At 72.2% G+C, this 18963-nt stretch carries 19 protein-coding genes; 7 read left to right on the top strand and 12 right to left on the bottom strand.

Annotated features, from left to right (window positions below):
- Positions 1-19: 19 nt before the first annotated feature.
- Positions 20-1543: a tripartite tricarboxylate transporter permease gene (locus AB0I32_RS12285; protein WP_357506224.1), complete on the top strand. Its 1524-nt coding sequence runs from the start codon at positions 20-22 to the stop codon at positions 1541-1543.
- Positions 1540-1935 carry a universal stress protein gene (locus AB0I32_RS12280; RefSeq protein WP_357506222.1) on the top strand — a complete coding sequence of 132 codons (396 nt, stop codon included), beginning with the start codon at positions 1540-1542 and terminating at the stop codon, positions 1933-1935. The genes AB0I32_RS12285 and AB0I32_RS12280 overlap by 4 nt, the downstream gene beginning before the upstream one ends.
- Before the next feature lie 70 nt (positions 1936-2005).
- On the opposite strand, the gene AB0I32_RS12275 is transcribed toward AB0I32_RS12280, so the two are convergent.
- Both AB0I32_RS12275 and AB0I32_RS12270 read right to left on the bottom strand, forming a co-directional pair.
- The gene (locus AB0I32_RS12275; RefSeq protein WP_357506220.1) at positions 2006-2707 is read right to left on the bottom strand and encodes an FCD domain-containing protein; all 702 of its coding nucleotides are present in this window, start codon (positions 2705-2707) and stop codon (positions 2006-2008) included.
- Positions 2708-2722: 15 nt separating this feature from the next.
- Positions 2723-3856: a mandelate racemase/muconate lactonizing enzyme family protein gene (locus AB0I32_RS12270; RefSeq protein WP_357506218.1), complete on the bottom strand. Its 1134-nt coding sequence runs from the start codon at positions 3854-3856 to the stop codon at positions 2723-2725.
- Positions 3857-3936: 80 nt separating this feature from the next.
- On the opposite strand from AB0I32_RS12270, the gene AB0I32_RS12265 reads away from it, so the two are divergent.
- Genes AB0I32_RS12265 through AB0I32_RS12250 form a run of 4 tightly spaced genes read left to right on the top strand, consistent with a single transcriptional unit; the run spans position 3937 to position 6996 of the window.
- The gene (locus AB0I32_RS12265) at positions 3937-4878 is read left to right on the top strand and encodes an NAD-dependent epimerase/dehydratase family protein (protein WP_357506216.1); all 942 of its coding nucleotides are present in this window, start codon (positions 3937-3939) and stop codon (positions 4876-4878) included.
- 48 nt (positions 4879-4926) lie between these two features.
- Positions 4927-5331 (top strand): metalloregulator ArsR/SmtB family transcription factor, encoded by a 405-nt coding sequence (locus tag AB0I32_RS12260; protein ID WP_357506214.1) that lies wholly within the window; start codon positions 4927-4929, stop codon positions 5329-5331.
- A complete protein-coding gene (locus AB0I32_RS12255) occupies positions 5328-6071 on the top strand; it encodes a cation transporter (protein WP_357506212.1) in 744 nt (247 codons plus the stop codon). The genes AB0I32_RS12260 and AB0I32_RS12255 overlap by 4 nt, the downstream gene beginning before the upstream one ends.
- Positions 6064-6996, top strand: coding sequence for a cation diffusion facilitator family transporter (locus AB0I32_RS12250; protein ID WP_357506298.1), 933 nt, complete (start codon positions 6064-6066; stop codon positions 6994-6996). Before AB0I32_RS12255 ends, AB0I32_RS12250 begins: the two co-directional genes overlap by 8 nt.
- A gap of 70 nt (positions 6997-7066) precedes the next feature.
- Here AB0I32_RS12250 and AB0I32_RS12245 read toward each other — a convergent pair whose 3' ends face one another.
- Positions 7067-7675: a TetR/AcrR family transcriptional regulator gene (locus AB0I32_RS12245; protein WP_357506210.1), complete on the bottom strand. Its 609-nt coding sequence runs from the start codon at positions 7673-7675 to the stop codon at positions 7067-7069.
- Between the two features lie 84 nt (positions 7676-7759).
- Between AB0I32_RS12245 and AB0I32_RS12240 the strand changes: the two genes are divergently transcribed.
- On the top strand, positions 7760-8191 hold the full coding sequence (locus tag AB0I32_RS12240; RefSeq protein WP_357506207.1) for a nitroreductase/quinone reductase family protein: 432 nt from the start codon (positions 7760-7762) through the stop codon (positions 8189-8191).
- A 97-nt stretch (positions 8192-8288) separates the two neighbouring features.
- Here the strand turns inward: AB0I32_RS12240 and AB0I32_RS12235 are convergent, their stop codons facing one another.
- The 9 genes from AB0I32_RS12235 to AB0I32_RS12195 all read right to left on the bottom strand — a co-directional run bounded on the left by AB0I32_RS12235 (position 8289) and on the right by AB0I32_RS12195 (position 18960).
- Positions 8289-9413 carry an epoxide hydrolase family protein gene (locus AB0I32_RS12235; RefSeq protein ID WP_357506205.1) on the bottom strand — a complete coding sequence of 375 codons (1125 nt, stop codon included), beginning with the start codon at positions 9411-9413 and terminating at the stop codon, positions 8289-8291.
- A 39-nt stretch (positions 9414-9452) separates the two neighbouring features.
- Positions 9453-9722: a hypothetical protein gene (locus AB0I32_RS12230; RefSeq protein WP_357506203.1), complete on the bottom strand. Its 270-nt coding sequence runs from the start codon at positions 9720-9722 to the stop codon at positions 9453-9455.
- Between the two features lie 77 nt (positions 9723-9799).
- Positions 9800-12523 (bottom strand): beta-L-arabinofuranosidase domain-containing protein, encoded by a 2724-nt coding sequence (locus AB0I32_RS12225; RefSeq protein WP_357506202.1) that lies wholly within the window; start codon positions 12521-12523, stop codon positions 9800-9802.
- Entirely contained in the window at positions 12516-13973 is a 1458-nt protein-coding gene (locus tag AB0I32_RS12220; protein ID WP_357506200.1) for an aminopeptidase P family protein, read from the bottom strand. The genes AB0I32_RS12225 and AB0I32_RS12220 overlap by 8 nt, the downstream gene beginning before the upstream one ends.
- Entirely contained in the window at positions 13970-15292 is a 1323-nt protein-coding gene (locus AB0I32_RS12215; RefSeq protein ID WP_357506198.1) for an alpha/beta fold hydrolase, read from the bottom strand. The genes AB0I32_RS12220 and AB0I32_RS12215 overlap by 4 nt, the downstream gene beginning before the upstream one ends.
- Positions 15289-16152, bottom strand: a complete 864-nt coding sequence (locus AB0I32_RS12210) for an ATP-binding cassette domain-containing protein (protein ID WP_357506196.1) — start codon at positions 16150-16152, stop codon at positions 15289-15291. The genes AB0I32_RS12215 and AB0I32_RS12210 overlap by 4 nt, the downstream gene beginning before the upstream one ends.
- Positions 16149-17036 (bottom strand): ABC transporter ATP-binding protein, encoded by an 888-nt coding sequence (locus tag AB0I32_RS12205; RefSeq protein ID WP_357506194.1) that lies wholly within the window; start codon positions 17034-17036, stop codon positions 16149-16151. Before AB0I32_RS12205 ends, AB0I32_RS12210 begins: the two co-directional genes overlap by 4 nt.
- On the bottom strand, positions 17033-18025 hold the full coding sequence (locus AB0I32_RS12200) for an ABC transporter permease (RefSeq protein ID WP_357506192.1): 993 nt from the start codon (positions 18023-18025) through the stop codon (positions 17033-17035). Before AB0I32_RS12200 ends, AB0I32_RS12205 begins: the two co-directional genes overlap by 4 nt.
- The gene (locus tag AB0I32_RS12195; RefSeq protein WP_357506190.1) at positions 18025-18960 is read right to left on the bottom strand and encodes an ABC transporter permease; all 936 of its coding nucleotides are present in this window, start codon (positions 18958-18960) and stop codon (positions 18025-18027) included. Before AB0I32_RS12195 ends, AB0I32_RS12200 begins: the two co-directional genes overlap by 1 nt.
- Positions 18961-18963 lie beyond the last annotated feature (3 nt).

Below are 18963 nucleotides of genomic sequence, written 5' to 3'. Positions count from 1 at the left end.
CTGCCCACAAGGGACTCACGTGGAATCGCTGCAGAACGTCCTGGCCGGCTTCGCCGTCGTGCTGGAACCGACCAACCTCCTGTACTGCCTCATCGGGGTGGTCATCGGCATGCTCATCGGAGTGCTGCCGGGCCTCGGCCCGGCGGCCACCATCGCCATCCTGCTGCCGCTGACCTACGGCGTGGAGCCGGTGACCGCGATCATCATGCTCGCCGGGATCTTCTACGGCGCCCAGTACGGCGGCACCATCACCTCGGTGCTGCTGCGCCTGCCGGGCGAGGCCAGCTCGGTGGTCACCGTCCTGGACGGGCACGCGCTCGCCAGGCAGGGCCGCGCGGGGACGGCGCTCGGTGTCGCCGCCATCGGCTCGTTCGTGGGTGGCACGGTCGCCATCATCGGGCTGACGTTCCTCGCGCCGGTCGTGGCGGGCTTCGCCCTCGACTTCGGGCCGCCCGAGTACACGGCGCTCGCGCTGCTGGGCATCCTGCTGGTCTCGACCATCGCGTCCGGTGCCAAGCTCAAGGCGCTGATCGCCGCGGCGATCGGGCTGCTGCTCGCCACCATCGGCCGTGACGCCTTCACCGGCGCGGAACGGTTCACGTTCGACAGCCTCAGCATGGCCGACGGCATCGACTTCGTGCCCGTCGCCATGGGCCTGTTCGGCCTCGGCGAGATCCTCTACAACCTGGAGGAGCGGCACCGCGCCGTGCACGCGCCCGGCAAGATCGCGAACGTCTGGCCCTCGCGGAAGGATCTGCGGGAGTCGTCGGGGGCCGTGACCCGCGGGTCCGTGCTCGGGTTCTTCCTCGGCATCCTGCCCGGCGGCGGCGCGACCATCGCCTCGATGGCTGCCTACGCCGCCGAGAAGAAGCGCGCCAAGGACCCCAGCCGGTTCGGGAAGGGCGCCATCGAGGGTGTCGCGGGCCCGGAGACGGCGAACAACGCCGCCGCGACCAGCTCCTTCATCCCGCTGCTCACCCTCGGCATCCCCGCCAACGCCACCATGGCGCTCATGTTCGGCGCGCTGCTGATCCAGGGCATCACGCCGGGCCCGCAGCTCGTCACCGAGCACCCCGAGCTGTTCTGGGGCGTCGTCAACTCGATGTACATCGGCAACGTGCTGCTGCTGATCATGTCCATACCGCTGGTGGGCGTCTTCGTCCGCATCCTGCGGGTGCGGTCGGCGATCCTCGCGCCGGTCACCGCGCTGATCACGATGATCGGCGCGTACACGATCAACAACTCCGTGTTCGACGTGCTCCTGGTCGTCGTCTTCGGAGCCATCGGCTACCTGATGAAGAAGTTCGGCTTCGAGCCCGGGCCACTCGTGCTCGCGTTCGTGCTCGGCTCGCTGCTCGAGTCGAGCCTGCGGCGCTCGCTGCTGATGTTCGACGGGTCGGCCGCCGGCTTCTTCACCCGGCCCATCTCCGCGACGCTGCTGGTCGTGTTCGTGGTGGTCGCCGTGCTGCCCCTGGTCCGGTCCGTCCGCAACCGGCGGGCGGCCCAGGTGCCGGCCCAGAACCGAGAGGAAGAGTCAGTATGACCATCGTCGTTGGCTACGTGCCCACGCCCGCCGGGGAGGCCGCCGTGCGGGCGGCGATCACCGAGGCCCGGCTCCGGGACGAGGACCTGCTCGTCGTGAACTCGGCGCGCGAGGGGTCGGTGGTGGAGACCACCGTCGCGACGACGGAGGACCTCTCCCGGGTGCTCACTTTGGCGGACGACGCCGGGGTGCGGGCCGAGGTGGTGCGCGGCACCCACCGGGACGACTTCACCGACGAGATCCTCGACCTCGCCGAGAAGCACGACGCGTCGCTCATCGTGATCGGCCTGCGCCGCCGCAGCACGGTGGGGAAGTTCATCATGGGGTCGGTGGCGCAGCGCATCCTGCTGCAGGCGGACCACCCGGTACTGGCGGTCAAGCCGCCGCGCTAGGCCCGGACCCCAAACGGTTGACCATGCAGTTCCTGCCAGGCCACGGTCCGGTCTGACAGGAACTGCATGGTCAATTTGCGCCGTCTGCCTGGGCCGCGCCCGATTCGGCAAGAAGGCGGCGGCGCGAGCCCGCCAGGTGGACCCGCATGGCCGCCGCGGCCGCCAGCGGGTCCTGCGACTCCAGCGCCGCGAGTACTGCCCGGTGCTCCTGCACGACGGCGGTGAAGCGGCCGCCGTCGTGCCGGTCGAGGCGGCCGCGCGGCATGGCGATCATCTGCGGCCCGAGCCGGTCCAGGGCCTCCAGCAGGAACCTGTTCCCCGCGGCCTCGGCCACGAGCCGGTGGAAGGCGAAGTCGTGCTGCATCGCGGTCGCCGGGTGGCCGTCCGACGACGCGAGGGCGTCCAGCCGGTCGGTCAGCGCCGCGAGCTGTGCCGCCGTACGCCGGGTCGCGGCCAGCGCGGCGGCCTCGGCCTCCAGCGCGAGGCGGTACTCGACCAGGGCGAGCCGGTCGGCCAGGGAGCGGGCCAGCGGCGGGGCGCCGTCGGCGTCGTCGGCCGGGGGAGTGAGCGCGTAGCTGCCGCTGCCCCGCCGCGTGTGGACCAGACCCTCGAGGTTCAGGCGCGCGATCGCCTCGCGGACGACGGTGCGGCTGACGCCGTGCTCGGTCGCCAGCCGTGGCTCGCTGGGCAGCTTCTCGCCCGGGGCGATGTCGCCGTTGACGATGCGGGTCCGCAGCGACTCCACGAGGGTGCCGCTCAGTGTCTGGGCCATGTGCTCATGCTTCCATCACAGTGGGCCGAACAGCGCCGTGTCCGTCGTCCATGCGCGCGCCTGCTCGCTGAACGTGACGCCCAGTCCGGGGCGGTCCGGGACGAGCATGCGGCCGTCCTTCGTCTCCAGGCGCTCGTTGAACAGCGGGTCCAGCCAGTCGAAGTGCTCCACCCACGGCTCGCGCGGGTAGGTGGCGGCCAGGTGGAGGTGGATCTCCATGGCGAAGTGCGGCGCGAGGTCCAGGCCGGCCTGGTCCGCGAGCGTGAGCAGACGCAGGAACTGCGTGATCCCGCCGACGCGCGGGGCGTCGGGCTGGATGATGTCGCACGCGCGCGTCGCGATGAGGCGCTCGTGCTCCGCGACCGAGGCGAGCATCTCGCCCGTGGCGATCGGAGTGTCCAGGGCGGCGGCGAGCGCGGCGTGGCCCTCGGCGTCGTACGCGTCCAGCGGTTCCTCGATCCAGTCGAGGTCGAACTGCTCCAGCCGGCGCCCCATGCGCAGGGCGGCGGTGCGGTCCCACTGCTGGTTGGCGTCGACCATGAGCGGCACGTCCGGGCCGATGTGCTCGCGGACGGCGGCGACGCGCGCCAGGTCCGTGGCGCAGTCGGGCAGACCCACCTTGATCTTGATGCCGCCGATGCCCTCGGCGATCGACCGGCTCGCGCGCTCCTTGACCTCCTCGATGCTCGCGTTGAGGAAGCCGCCGGAGGTGTTGTAGGTGCGCACCGAGTCGCGGTGCGCGCCGAGCAGCTTGGCCAGCGGCAGGCCCGCGCGCTTGGCCTTGAGGTCGTACAGCGCGATGTCGATGGCGGCCAGCGCCTGCGTGGCGACCCCCGATCGGCCCACGGACGCTCCCGCCCAGAGCAGCTTCGTGTACAGCCTGGCGATGTCGTTCGGGTCCTCGCCGACGGCGGTCTGCGCCACCTCCTTCGCGTGCGCGTACTGCGCGGGGCCGCCCGCCCGCTTGGAGTACGAGAAGCCAAGGCCCTCGAAACCCTGCTCCGTGGTGATCTCCGCGAGCAGGAAGACGACCTCGGTCATCGGCTTCTGGCGGCCGGTGAAGACCTTGGCGTCGGAGATGGCGGTGGCCAGCGGCAGCGTGAGGGTCGAGAGCTGCACGGTCCGGATGGCGTCGGGCTGATACGTCATGGCGCTCCTTTGCGGCGAGTGGTCAGGCAATCATACAAGTCGCGAACCTGTATGACGAATATGGATGGCACCCTGAGCCCATGACCACGCATCTCGTCGTCGGCGCCGGACCCGTCGGCGCCGCTCTCGCGCACCGGCTGTCCCAGGCCGGACGCACCGTCCGGGTGGTGACCCGCTCCGGTGGCGGCCCCAACCTTCCTCGTGTCCAGCGGATCGCCCTCGACGCCACGAACGCCACGGCGCTCGCCGACGCCGCCCGCGGGGTCGGTGTCGTCTACAACTGCGCGAACCCCGGGCCGTACCCGGCATGGGAGCGCGGCTGGCCGCTGCTCGCGAAGTCGGTGCTGCACGCCGCCGAGAGCTCGGGCGCGGTGCTCGTCAGTCTCGGGAACCTCTACGGCTACGGGCCGGTCGACGGGCCGATGACCCGCAACCGACCGCTCGCGCCGTCGAGCACCCTCGGCGAGGTCCGGGCACGGGTCTGGCAGGAAGCGCTCGCGGCGCACCAGGCCGGGCGCGTGCGCGTCACGGAGGCGCGTGCCTCCGACTACATCGGGCCGACCGTCCCCGAGCAGCACGGGCTGCTGCCGACGTACGCGGCCGCGACGCTCGTGGGCAAGTCGGCGTCCGTCCTGGCCGACCCGGACCAGCCGCACACGTGGACCGCCGTCGACGACGTGGTCTCCACTCTCATCGCGCTCGGCGCCGACGACCGGGCCTGGGGTTCACCGTGGCTCGTGCCGTCCAACCCGCCCGCGACCGTCCGTGAGGTGCTGCGTGAGCTCGGGACGCGGGCCGGGTCGGGTGAGCCGCGACTGCGGCGCGTGCCGCGCATCGCGGTGCGGGCCGGAGGCCTTGCGGTGCCGCTGGTGCGGGAGGCGCTGGGCGTGCTCTATCAGTTCGACCAGCCGTTCGTCGTCGACGCCGCCGAGACCAGCAGCGTGCTCGGCGTCCGCCCGACGCCGTGGCCGGCAGTCCTGGACGCGACCGCTGCGGCTTGGCGTGCGCGGGCGGGCGCGTAGCTGCTGCCCGCCCTCGAAGGGGGCCGGTGCGGCTGATAGCATCGCCGAATGGCGATGATAGAGACGGTCGGCGATCGTCCCCCGGACGGGCCTGCGGCGATGGCCGTGGCGGCGTGTCTGTTCCACGGGTTCTCGGACCCGTCGCGGCTGGCGATCCTGCGGCATCTTGCCCTCGGTGAGCATCGCGTGGTCGACCTGACCCGGCACCTGGACCTCGCGCAGTCGACGGTCTCCAAGCACCTGGCGTGTCTGCGGGACTGCGGGCTCGTCGAGTCCCGGCCGGAGGGTCGGGCCTCCGTGTTCTCGCTGACCCACCCGGAGGCGACGCTCGCGGTGCTCGAGTCCGCGGAGCGGCTGCTCGCGCTGACCGGCGACGCCGTGGCGCTGTGCCCGGTCTACGGGGTCGACGGTTCCGCCGCGCACGCGTCCGCGCCGGAAGCGGTGGCGTCATGAGCGCGCAGCCGGGCACGGAGGCGCCGGAGCGGACGACGGAGCAGCTGACGCGGCGCGGCCTGCGGCTCGCCAAGTTCACCGTCGCGTACAACGTCGTCGAGGGTGTTGTCGCGATCACCGCCGGTATCGCGGCGGGGCTCGTCTCGGTGATCGGGTTCGGCATCGACTCCGGCATCGAGTCGATCTCGGCAGTGCTCGTGGGTCTTCGGCTCTCCGCCCGTCTGCGGCACGGCGAGGCGGACGAGCGCAAGGAGCTGATCACGCTCCGGCTCGTCGCGATCACGTTCTTCCTGCTCGCGGGCTACGTCACCGTCGAGGGTGTGCGCAGCCTCGTGGTGGGTGCGACCCCGGAGAGCTCGCCGGTCGCGATCGGGCTCCTGGTCGCGTCGCTCGTCGTCATGCCGCTCCTGGCCGAGGCCAAGCGCCGCGTCGGGGTGGCCCTGGCCGATCCGCTGATCCTGGCCGACGCCGCCGAGACGCGGATCTGCGTGCTGCTCTCCGTGTCGACGCTCGTCGGTCTCGTGGTGTTCGCGCTGACCGGCGCGGGCTGGGTGGACGCCGTCGCCGGGTTCGTGATCGCCGCGTTCGCCATCCACGAGGGCCGCGAGGCGTGGGAGGGCGAGCTGGCGCACGACCACGGTCATGGCGACCACGACGAGCACGACGAGCACGACGAGCACGACGAGCACGACGAGCACGACCACGATGGCGACCAGCGAAAGGCTGCAGTCGATGGGTGACCACCAGCACCACCACGGCGCCCACGGCGCCGCCGGTGACGAGAGCAACCGGCGGCGCCTTGCGGTCGCCTTCGGGATCACGGCGGCTGTGTTCGTGGCGCAGGCGGTCGGAGCCGTGCTCACGGGCAGCCTCGCGCTCCTGGTCGACACCGCGCACATGCTGACCGACGTCGCGGGCCTGGCCATCGCGCTGTTCGCCGCGTCGCTCGCGCTGCGGCCGCCGTCGCCGCGCCGGACGTGGGGGTTCCGGCGGGCCGAGATCCTGGCCGCACTGGCCCAGGCCGCCGTGCTGCTCGCCGTCGGCGTCTACGCGCTGGTCGAGGGGGTGAGCCGCCTGGCCGGACCGGCACAGGCGCCCGGACCGGGACTGCTGGTGTTCGGCATCGTGGGCCTGGTCGGGAACGTCGTGGCGCTGCTGGTGCTGGCAGGCGGACGGTCGGCGTCGCTCAACCTGCGCGCCGCCTTCCTGGAGGTGGTGAACGACGCGCTCGGGTCGGTCGCGGTGATCGCGGCGGCCATCGTGATCGCGACCACCGGGTGGCAGCGCGCCGACGCCGTCGCCGGGCTCGTCATCGCGGTGCTGATCCTGCCCCGCGCGGCCAAGCTCCTGACCGACTCGGCGAACGTGCTGCTGGAGGCCACACCGGCCGGGATCGACCTGGACCAGGTGCGGGCCCGGCTGCTGGAGGTGGAGAACGTCGAGTCGGTGCACGACCTGCACGCCTCTCTCGTCGCCACCGGCCTGCCGACCATCAGTGCGCACGTCGTGGTGCGGGACGCCTGCTTCCGCGACGGGCAGGCGCCCCCGGTCCTCGATGCCCTGCAGCGCTGCGTCGCCACCGAGTTCGATGTGTCCGTCGAACACTCGACCTTCCAGCTCGAGCCCGCCGAGCACGCACGCCACGAGGCGGCGACGCACGCGTGACGGTGTCTGACGCCAGGCGTGCGGCGCCGGGCGCCTGGCGTCGGGTGGTCGCTGGTCAGCGAGGCGCCGGTCAGGCCGCCGGGGCGCAGACGCGCTCGACCAGGTAGCGCCAGCCGGCCTCGAAGCGGTCGGTGAGCTCTGACCGGTCTGGCTCGGGACCGTCGAAGAGCCGGAGCAGGATCGGACCCTCCAGAGCGGACGTGAGCTGCCCGGCGAGCAGGTCGACGTCGGCGCCGGGCAGGTCGAGCTCGCGGAGCAGGACCCGGATGTGGATCTGGGACAGCGGCGGACGGCGGCCGTTCGTCGGGCGGCCTTCGATCGCGGACCGGGCGATCTCGTGGTTCTCCGCGAGGAAGCGGATGCGGGCCGATCCGTAGGCGACGAGGCGGTCGACCGCCGGGGCGCCCGGGCCGAGCGGCGGCGCCCCGGAGAGGATCTCCTGCTGCAGGGCGCGCTCGTTGTCGTCGAGCAGTGCCTGGAAGATTCCTGCCCGGGTGCCGAACCGCCGGAACACGGTGCCCTTGCCGAGCCCTGAGCGTTCGGCGAGCCGGTCCATCGTGAGGCAGTCAGGCCCGTCCGCGGCGATGAGCTCGCGGGCGGTGGTGAGCAGCAGCTGACGGTTCCGGGCGGCGTCGGCCCGTTCGGGGTGCGGTGCGCCCCAGGTCAGCGGTGTACTCATCCGTGGATGCTACCGGGAATCGCGTAAGCGGGGTAAAGTCCGGTTAGTCGACCGGAGCGGCCGACCAGGACTGTGGAGGACAACATGGCAGACATGAACGAGGGCGTCATCGAGGCGTTCCGGGCCAATGCGGGCGTCGTGGGTGACGACGTCATGGGCGGGCACTTCACCGGCAAGCGCCTGGTGCTGCTGCACCACGTGGGGCGGGTCAGCGGCAAGGAGTACGTGACGCCGCTCGTGGCCGCGGCCGACGGGGACGCCTACGTCATCTGCGGCTCGCTCGGTGGCGCCCCGAAGGACCCGGCCTGGGTCGCGAACGTCGAGGACGGTCCCGGCGAGGTCACGATCGAGCTCGGCGACAAGACGCTCCGCGCGAGCACCACCGTGGTCCGGCCGGGGCAGCCCGACTGGGAGCGGCTCTACGGCATCTGGGCCGAGTACTGGCCCGACGCCAAGGAGTACGAGAAGAACACCGACCGCAAGTTCCCGGTGATCCGGCTCGAACCGAAGGCCTGAGCTCCGGTTCAGGCTCTACGCGTATCGGCTGAGTCTGCGGTTCCGCTTCGGGCGCGTGCCTCGTTCCTCGGCCCGCACCCTGCGCTGCACCTCCGGCTCAGCCGACCGAGCGGACGAACCTCCGGATGCGCGCCGCCATCTCGGCGGGCACCTCGGCCACCGTGAAGTGACCGCCTTCCTCGAGGCGGTCGAACTCGCGAAGGTCGAGGTAGTGGCGGCGCGCGAGCGCCTCGGGGTACGAGGCCTCGTGGCGCTGGATGAACACCGCTGCGGGCACGGTCGTGGGCGGGATGGGGTCCGGCTGGTCGGCGCCCTCGTAGTAGGGGCGGAACGACGACCCGATCGTCTGGGTCGCCCAGTAGATGGTCGCCTCCGTGAGGATGCGGTCCCGTGAGATGCGGCGCTCCACCGCGCGGGGGTCGCCCGGCGGTGTGTCGCTCCACTCGACCAGCTTCTCGGTGAGCCATGCCAGCAGGCCGGCGGGGGAGTCGTTGAGGGCGGTCGCGAGGGTGTCGGGCCGGGTGGCCTGGACGTGCCCGTAGGCGCCGTCGGTCTGGTGCTTCGCGGCGATGCCGTCGAAGAACTCCTTGACCTCGGGGTCGTCGAGGGCGGCGCGTTCGTCGCTGGTGGGGAAGTGCGCGTGGGTAGCCACGATCCCCGCCACCTGCTCCGGGTAGCGGGCGGCGATGAGGTCGCTGACGTTCGCCGTGACGTCCTCGCCGTACGTGAAGTACCGGTCGTAGCCGAGCACCTCCGTCATCAGCGCGTGCATCGTGGAGGCCAGCCGCTTCTCCGACATCGGCCCCTCGGCGTACGGCGAGGAGAACCCGAATCCGGGCAGGCTCGCGACCACCACGTCGAAGTCGGGGAGCAGGTCGGCGAAGTCGAGCTGCAGCGCGAACGTGTGCGGCCAGCCGTGCTGCACCAGGAGCGCCGGCGCGTCGGGCCGGTCCGAGCGCAGGTGGACGAAGTGCAGGTCGACGTCGTCGAGCTCCGCGATGAACTGCGGATGCTCGTTGAGCCAGGCCTCCCGGGCGCGCCAGTCCCAGCTGATCCAGTGGTCGACCAGCTCGCGCAGGTACGCGGCGGTCATGCCCGACGCCGGACGCCGGGGCGAGTCGTCCGGGATCCGGCTGCGCGCCAGTCGCTCGCGCAGATCGGTGAGGACCTGGTCGGGGACGTGGACCGTGAAGGGGCGTGGCTCGGTCAGCGGCTTGTTCATGAGGACGACCCTAGGTCGAGCCACTGACACCTTCCGGATCTACGCCGGCGGTGACGAACGTCGATCGAGGAGCGCCTGGGTGGCTGCGTCGACGTTCTTCACCAGCTTGTGCACCCCGTCGAGGAACACGACGAGGCCGACCAGGAACGCCGCGATCCCGATGATCGAGGCCGTGGACCCGATGGAGAAGAGCCCGGCCCCCAGGATCAGTCCGCCCAGGCCCAAGGTGATCGGTCCAGCGGACTTGTAGGCCGTCGTGGGCCACCTGCGTGCGGCCTCTGTTGCTGGCGTCTCGGTCGCTCGGGTCATGCGTGACATCGTCCTGGCGCACGACCGTCCTCGCCAGGAATGCGGAGGGTGAAGTTCGCACGCTCACGACACATCGGTCAGCCGGCCGGCGGGAGCTCAAGGGTTCGTATCGGCTCCTCGTTGCCTGCCCGGTCGGTGGCGGTGAACTCGATGACCTGCGGCTCGTCGCCCAGGGCACGCGTGAACGGCTCGCGGAAGGTCGCCCAGAACGTGTCCGGCCCCTTCCACCGGATGCTGTCCACGCCGGAGACGTCGTCCGTGGCGGCGAGGTTGATCTCGACGCCGCGCGGGCCGAGGCGCCGGGCCGTCGCGGTGGTCACGGGCGCCGTGGTGTCGACGCTGACCTCGCTGACGACGTGGCGCTCCCGCCCCTCGGAGTCGACGGCGCGCACGGCGACGGTGTGGACGCCGTCGCCGAGCCGCAGCGGTTCGGCTCGTGCCGGCTGCCACGGCCCGTCGTCGACCCGGAGCTCGACGGTCGGCTCGCCGGCGTCGGCCCGCGCGTGCACGGTGAGCTCGGCCGGCTGGTGGTACCAGCCGGTGACGCTCGGCGCCGCGGCCGGCACCACCTCGAGGCGGGGTGCCGAGCCGGTCAGGGCGGCTGTGGGCGCCTCGGCCAGGAGAGCGGCTTCCTCACGTGCGCTCTCCGTACGCGCTATCTCCTCGGGCAGGGCCTCCGCCTCGTTCGCAGTCCCGCCGCCTCCCGTGTCCCGCCCGACGCCGGAGCGCGCGGCAGCCCGCAGGACGTCACGCGCCTCGGCGGCGCTGAGCAGCTCCAGCCCGACGAACTCGTGCGCGGCGCGCAGGACGGCCCGGAGGAACTCGGGCCGGGAGGCGAAGCCGCCGTCCGACCAGAGGACGTCGAGGAACGTGCCGCCGTCCCGCCGGGCGACGTTGGGCACACCCGAGTCGGCGCCCGCTCCCGCCCCGGTCCCGGCGAAGGCGATCCGCACATCAGCCCGCCGCAGATACATGTGGTACCGCGCGTCCGCCCCGGACCACGCGGGCTCCAGGACGAGGTCGCCGAGCCGCCACGTGCCGTCGTCGGCGGGAGCGATCGGCGCGTCGAGCGTCCCGTCGAGGCGCCGCCAGGTCGCCGCGGCGACCGGGAGCCAGGTCGTGGCGGTGCTGCGGGCCAGCAGCACGGTCGGCCCGAGCTCGAGCGTCACCAGGGACGCGTCGTCGGGCGCAGGCACCTCGCGCAGCGCCAGCGGCATGCTGATCTCGACCACCGTGCCCGGCACCCAGTCCCGCCGCAGGGAGACGTACTGCCCGGGGGTGGCGTCCACGGCCACGGGCGAACCGTCGACAGTCACGGTGAACCCACCCGTGACCCAGCCCGGAACCCGCAGCCGGAGGTCCAGGTTGCCGGCGGCGTCGACGAGCAGACGGCTGCCGCCCTCCAGCGGGTACGCGGTCTCCTGGACGAGGCGCACGTCCTGTTCGGCCCACCGCAGGGTGGAGGCCACATAGAGGTTCACCCAGAGCGCGCGCTCGCCGCCCCGCACCGACCGGAAGTAGACGGAGTCCTGGTACTTGACGTGGTTCTCGAGCCCGGTGCCGCCGCAGCAGGTGCCCACGTTGTCGTACTCACGCAGCGCCCCCGGATTGACCGGGAACATGTACGTGACCTCCGGCGAGTCGTCCGAGTCGACGTCGTGCCGCGAGCCCAGGACCTGGTTGGTGACCGCCCGCTCGTAGTAGTCGGCGTACCGCGGGTCGCCGGTGCGTCCGAACAGGGCGCGGGCGAGCTTGAGCATGTTGTAGGTCACGCAGGTCTCGGCGTTCCGGTTGCCGATGTCGCCCGCGACAGCGCCCGCCGGACCCCACAGCTCGTTCTCGCCGGAACCCCCGTGCGCGTACGTGCGCCCCGGGACGAGCATGTCCCAGATGTTGATTACGGCGTCCAGGTAGCGGGCCTCGCCCGTCAGGTCGTGCAGCGCGAGGTAGCCCAGCAGCGTCGCGGCGTGCTGGTTGGCGTGCATGCCGTCCAGCACGTCCCGGCCCGACGCCGTCGCGTCCAGCAGCGAGTCCAGGTCGAAGAGCCGGGCCGTCTCGACGAACTGCGTGTCGCCGGTGAGCACCGCGAGGTCGCACAGCACCTCGTTCATGCCGCCGGCCTCACCCGCGATGTACAGGGACCACATGTCTCTGCGCTGGTCCGCGGACAGGACGGACAGCCGGCCATGGACCCAGCGCCCCATCCCGGCGGCGATCTCCAGCGCCGTCCGCGACCCCGCGTGCCGGTACGCGTCGAGCAGGCCCGCCATGATCTTGTGGCACGTGTAGTACGGCGCCCAGATCTCGCCGTACGGGGCGAGGCCCTCCAGCCGGGAGAACTGCCACTCGCCGTACGCCGCGAGGAACCCTGGATGGCTGTAGCGGCCCGACGCCGCGAGCGCCTCCCGGACCTCCCGCAGGCCCTCGACCATCTCGTCGACCTTGGCCTTCAGCTCGGCCCGCAGGGCACCGTCGCCCGTCCCGGCGTGGGCCAGGGCGAGCATGGACAGGAAGTGCCCCGCGTAGTGGCCGCGCAGCAGGTTCGCCGTGGGCGCCGCCTCGCGCCCCGGGTACTCGTCGGGTCCCCAGGCTTGTTCGTCGGGATGGCCGAAGTCCTCCCACCCGCCGGGTGGCAGCGCCCCGCGCGTGTCCAGGCCGGCGTTCGCGCGGAAGACGGCGAGCAGCCGGTCGACGGGGTAGGTGTGCGCCAGGTGCAGCATCTGGTCCCTGGCGCGCGTGAAGATGCCGTCGTGCAGCGAGACGGCGTCCAGCGGGAACGGCTCGGCGATCGGCTCAGGCATCCGGCATCCGCTCCCTGGTCCAGCGCTCGATGCCCGCTGCGTCGATCGGCAGGGCGTCGGACAGCACCTCGGCGCCGTCGGCGGTGACCAGCAGGTCGTCCTCCAGGCGGACGCCGATCCCGCGCAGCTCGGGCGGCACCGTCTCGTCGTGCGCGTGGAAGTACAGGCCGGGCTCGACGGTCATGACGACGCCCGGCTCGAGGGGCGCCGCCTGGTACGTCGGGTAGTCGGAGTGGGCGCAGTCGTGCACGTCCAGGCCCAGGTGGTGGCCGATGCCGCAGACCAGCCACCGCCGGTGCTGCTGCCCGCCGGGGGACAGCGCCTCGTCGACCGACACGTCCAGCAGCCCCCAGTCGTGCAGGCCCTGCGCGATGACCTCCATGGAGGCGAAGTGGAAGTCGAGGTACTCGACGCCCGGCCGGATCTGCGCCATGCCCGCGCGGTGCGCCTTCTCGACCAGGTCGTGCACGTCCCGCTGCAGCGCACCGAAGCTGCCCGACGGCGGGATGGTCCGCGTCACGTCGGCCGTGTACAGGGAGTTCGCCTCGACGCCCATGTCCAGCAGCAGCGGCATGTCGGGCAGCACGGGGCCGTCGCAGCGCACCCAGTGCAGGGTCGGCGCGTGCGGGCCCGAGCCCACGATCGTCGTGTAGCCGGGCCCGTTCCCGAACGTGCGCGCGTGTCGGTCGAACGTGCCCTGCAGCCAGCGCTCGCCCAGCCCGCCGATCGCGCGCGGCAGCTCCGCGACGACCGCCTCGAACCCGGTGACCGTGTGGTCGACCGCCTCGCGCAGCTGCGCGATCTCCCAGTCGTCCTTGATCATCCGCAGGTCCGACAGCGCCCGGGCGAGATCCTCGGACGGCTTCAGGCCGTACCGGCGCACCAGCTCCTCGTCGACGGACGGCGACGCGAGCGCCCCGGCCAGGGTGTCCAGCACCGCGTCGAGCGCGGACAGCGGTTCGACGGCGATGCCGAACGCCTCCGCCCAGTCGCCCAGGTCCGGCGACGGCCCGACCCAGAGCTCGCCGTACGCCGCGTTGCCGAAGAACGCGCTGTCGCCCGGTTTGGCCGGCGGCGGCAGGTAGAGCGTCGCGTCGTGGCTCCCGCCGCTCGCCCGCAGCACGAGCACGCCGTCCTCGGCCTGCGCGCCGGTGAGCCAGACGAAGTCGCTGTCCGCGCGGAAGCCGTACTGCACGTCGCCGTTGCGCAGGCTCGCACGCCCAGCGCCCACCACGACGTCGCCCGCGCCGATCCGCTCCGACAGCCGGCGGCGGTGCTCGGCAGCCGCGGCGGGCGCCCCGGGCGTCATCGGTACGACGACGGCGGGCGTGCCCCACCCGCGTGCCATGTGGGCGTTGAACGCGTCGCTCTCGACGAGCCGGGGGGCGCGGGTGCCCGCATACGGCGGGCGACTCGTGCTGCTGACGGGCGGGGTGGTGTTCGGGTTCATCGAATCTCTCCTCCTCGGTCGCGGACCAGCTCACGGAGGCGCTCCAGCACGCGCCCGTCGCCGATCCCGTCGTGCTCGTACTCGTTGGTCACCCACGCCTGGGACGACCCGACGCGCGAGAGCGTGTCGAGCTGCAGGCCCGAGTCGACGAACATGTCGTCGTGATAGACCACCGCGGCGACCGGCACCTCGTTGGCGGCCAGGCGGTCCAGGTCGTACAGCGGCGACCACTCGGTGCGCGCCGCCAGCTCGTGCACGGCCGGCGCGAACGGCCGCAGCAGGCGGATCTCCTCGAACATCCAGGGAAACGCCATCTCGCCCGTGAACAGCAGCGGACGGCGGTCCGGGCCGAACTCCGGACGCCGGTCCCGTTCGGCCTGCGCCGCCCAGGCGAGCGGGCCGTTGCTCCCGTGGCCGTAGATCGACTCCTGCAGCGTCCAGAACAGCGGGCCGTCCGCCTGCGACGTGCGCACCACCGCCTCCTGCAGGAACCCCGCCGACAGCCGCCCCGGCCGCGCGAACGCCTTCTCGACGAACCAGTGCATCCGTTCCGGGCCGGGCTTCATGCCCAGGTCGATGCCCATGGACTGGAAGCGGCGCACGGTCAGCACGTCGCCGTCCGGCAGCAGGACGTCGCCCTCGGCGAGCCGGTCCGCTATCGCCGCCACCGCGCCGACGTCGGCCGGGTAGCGCTCGTAGTACTCGCCCGTGCGGCCGGCCACCCGGCCGAATGTCCGGCGATACACCTCGGCGGCGTCGGGCGGCGTGCCCGGCACCCCGCCCGCGATGTAGCAGGCACGCAGCGCCGTGGGCGCGACCGACAGGTAGGTCAGCGTGATCCAGCCGCCGAAGCTCTGCGCGAGCGTGGTCCACAGCCGCCCGCCGTAGATCTGGGTTCGCACGTCCTCCAGGTCGGCGACCAGCGAGTCCGCGCGGAAGCACGCCAGCAGGTCCGCCCCCGCGCGGGCGTCCAGCCCCGCCAGCACCTCGCCGTCCAGCGGCGTGCTGCCACCCGTGCCGCGCTGGTCCACCAGCACCACGCGATAGTCGCGCAGCGCCACGTCCAGCCAGCCGTCCCGACGCAGCGGACGCGGGTTCGCACCACCCGGGCCGCCCTGCAGATACACCAGCAGCGGCAGGTCGTCGTCCCGCCGCGTCGGGTCCACCAGCTCGCGGACCAGCAGCTCCACCTCCCCGGCCAGCCGGCCCGACCGGTCCAGCGGCACGGAGACACGGCGCTCGCGGACGCCGACACCGGGCAGCAGGTACGACGTCCAGCCGGATCCGCTGCCTGCGCTCGTACCGGAGACCGCGCTCATGCCTGCGCTCCCGACCGGGTCTCGGCCGCCCGGGCGGTGTTCGCCCGCCGCTGCCGCTCCCACTCGGGGCGGATCCGCGGGACGGCGTCGAGCAGCTTGCGGGTGTACTCGTGCCGGGGCGCGCCGAACACCGCGTCACGGTCGCCCTCCTCGACGATCTGCCCCTGTGTCATCACCGCGACCCGGGTGGCGATCTGCCGCACCACCGCCAGGTCGTGCGCGATGAACAGGTACGTCAGCCCCTCCTCGCGCTGCAGGTCCCGCAGCAGGTTGATGACCTGCGCCTGGACCGACACGTCGAGCGCCGAGACCGCCTCGTCGCACACCACCACGCGCGGGCCGACCGCCAGCGCGCGGGCGATCCCGATGCGCTGCGCCTGCCCGCCGGAGAACTGCGCCGGATACTTCTGCGAGTGGTCCGGGTCGAGCCCGACCCGCTCCATGAGGGAGCGCGTGAACGCGCGGGCGCCGCCCGGGACCTGCCGCCCCTGGTAGACCAGGGGAGCCGTGACGATCCGCTCGACGGTGTGCCGCGGGTTGAGCGACGAGAACGGGTCCTGGAAGACGACCTGCACCTCGCTGCGGAAGCGGTTCAGCGCGGACCGTCTGAGCGTCGTGACGTCCTCACCGTCGAGCTCCACGGTGCCGGACGTCACGTCGAGCAGGCGCGCGGCGAGCCGTGCCGTCGTCGACTTGCCCGAGCCGGACTCGCCGACCAGGGCGAGCGTCTCGCCCGCGCGGAGCTCGAAGCTGACGTCGTCGATGGCACGGAACCGCTGCGGGGGGCGTACCAGGCCGCCGGTGCCCAGCACCGGGAACTCCTTGACCAGGTTGGTGGCTCGCAGGAGCGGCTCGCTCATGCGGCACCTCCGTTCTCTTCTGCGACGGCATCCGCGACGACGGCGCCCGGCGTCACCGCACGCAGCTCGCCGATCTCGTCGTCGATGCGCGGGACGGCGTCGAGCAGCGCCTGGGTATAGGGGTGCTGCGGGCTGGTGAAGATCTGCTCGACGGCGCCCCGCTCGACGCACACGCCGTCCTTCATGACGACGATGTGCTCGGTGATCTCGCTGACCACCGCCAGGTCGTGCGTGATGAGCACCAGGCCGGTGCCGGTCTCGCGCCGGATCTCCTGCAGCAGGTCGAGGATCTGGGCCTGGACCGTGACGTCGAGCGCGGTGGTCGGCTCGTCCGCGATCAGCAGCTCCGGCTCCGTGCTCAGCGCCATCGCGATCATGACGCGCTGGCGCATACCGCCGGAGAACTGGTGCGGGTAGTGGTGCACGCGCACCGCGGCGTCCCGGATGTGCACCCGTTCCAGGGCCGCGATCGCGACCTTGCGCGCCTCCCGGCGGGTCACCCCGGGTCGGTGGGCCCGGTAGGCCTCCTCGATCTGCAGCCCGACCGTGTAGTACGGGTTCAGCGAGGACAGCGGATCCTGGAACACCATGGCGATGCGGTCGCCGCGCACGCGGCGCAGGTCGGCCTCGGACATGCCGACGAGCTCGCGCCCGCGCAGCTTCACGCTCCCGGTGCGCCGCGCGGCCCTGGGCTGCAGGCCCATGATCGCGAGGCTGGTCATGGACTTCCCGGAGCCGGACTCGCCGACGATGCCCAGCGCGCCGCCCGGCTCCAGGTCCAGGTCGAGCGAGCGGACGGCGTCGAGCGGGCCGCGCGGCGTGGCGAAGGTGACCGTGAGGTCGCGCACCTGTAGCAGCGCTTCGGAGCGTGTCTCGGTCGTCATGCGTTCACCCGCACTCTCGGGTCGATGGCGCTGTACACGACGTCGACCACGATGTTTCCGACGACGACGAGGAACCCGGCCAGCAGCGTCACGCCCATGATCACCGGCTGGTCGTTGCGGGCGATGGAGTCGGCGGCCATCTTGCCGACGCCGTTGATCCCGAAGACCGTCTCGGTGATCAGCGCCCCGCCCAGCAGGCCGGCGAAGTCCATGCCGAAGATGGTCACCACCGGCGTCAGGGCCGGCCGCAGGGCGTGCCGCCGCCAGATGAGCGACTGCGGCAGCCCCTTCGCGTAGGCGGTCCGCACGTAGTTCTCGCGCAGCACGTCGAGGACGTTCGCCCGGGTGAGGCGCGTGTAGGCGGCCGCGTACCCGATCGCGAGGACTATCCACGGCATCACGAAGTTGAGGAACCACTGCACGGGGTCGTCCGCGAAGGCGACCGCCTGGGGGAACGGCAGCCACTGGAGCTGGACCACGAGCACGTACTGCAGCACCAGGGCGAGCACGTAGTTGGGGATCGACATGCTGGTCAGCGTCAGGCCGGTGGTGAACCGGTCGAGGAACGTGCCCTCCTTGACGGCGCTGAGCAGGCCGCCGACCACTCCGGCGAGCAGCCACAGCACGGCGGCGCCGATGGCGATCGTCGCGGAGACGGGCAGCCGCTGCACGATCATGTCCCAGACCGCCTGGCTGGACTGGAACGAGTAGCCGAGGCACGGCGCCGCGCAGTCGATGGCGCTCACGCCGTCGCCGTAGGTGCGGCCCGCGAAGATGCCCGCGACGAACAGGAAGAACTGGGTACTGAAGGGCTGGTCCAGCCCGAGGTTGCCGCGGATCTGGTCGATCACCTCGGGCGTGCAGTTCTTGCCGCAGATCTGCACCGCCGGGTCCGGCGAGAGCGCGAAGAAGACCAGATAGGTGAACAGGCACACCAGCAGCAGGACCACGAGGCCCGACGCGATGCGCGTGACGAGGAACCGGAGCATCAGCGACCCTCCTGGGCGTCGACGACGGCGCGCAGCCGGTCGCCGAGCACGGTGAACGAGAGCACGAGCAGGAACAGGCACACGCCAGGCACCACGAAGTACGCGGGGTCGACGGCGTACCACTTCACGGAGGCCGCGATCATCTGCCCCCAGCTCGGGGCGGGCGGCACGACGCCGACGCCGAGGAACGACAGGCCGGCCTCGGTGCCGATGTACCCGGGCACCGCGAGCGTCGCCATCACGATGATCGTCGAGCGCAGGTTCGGCAGGATCTCGCGGAACACGATGCGCGTGCCGCTGGCCCCGGCCGCCCGGGCCGCCTCGACGAACTCCCGCTGCGCGAGCGACATGGTCTGCCCGCGCACGATGCGCGCCAGGTAGGGCCAGCCGAAGACCGAGATCACGACCACGAGCAGCGCCGACCGGTTGCCCGCCGGCAGGGCGGAGAGCACGGCGATCATGAAGATGAGCGCCGGGAACGCCATGAGGAAGTCCATGATCCGCGAGATGACGACGTCCACCCGCCCGCCGAAGTAGCCCGCCAGGAGCCCGAGCGAGACGCCGAGCACCGTGGTCAGCGCCGTCGCGGACAGCGCGATGCTCATGGACACCCGCGCGCCGTAGACGATGCGCGCGAAGATGTCGCGTCCGCTGCCCGGCTCGACGCCGAGCCAGTGCTCGGCGCCCATGCCGCCCCACGCGCCGATCGGCATGCCACCGAGGTTGGGGTCGATGGCGCTCTGGTCGAACTCGTACGGCGTCCAGCCGCTGATCGAGGTGAGCACAGGGGCGAAGACCGCGACGAGGGTGACCAGGGCGATGTAGCCGAGGCCGAGCATGGCTCCGACGTCGTGGCGCAGGGCCTGCCAGGTCCCGCCGGCACCGCCGCTCTGCGCGACGGTGCCGGCCGTGAGGTCCGTCTGGGACGGCATCATCGG

This window comes from Promicromonospora sp. NPDC050249, assembly GCF_040656015.1.
Lineage (GTDB): Bacteria > Actinomycetota > Actinomycetes > Actinomycetales > Cellulomonadaceae > Promicromonospora.
The sequence above is the reverse complement of the archived record's forward strand: the minus strand, read 5'-3'. Positions and strand labels throughout refer to the sequence as shown.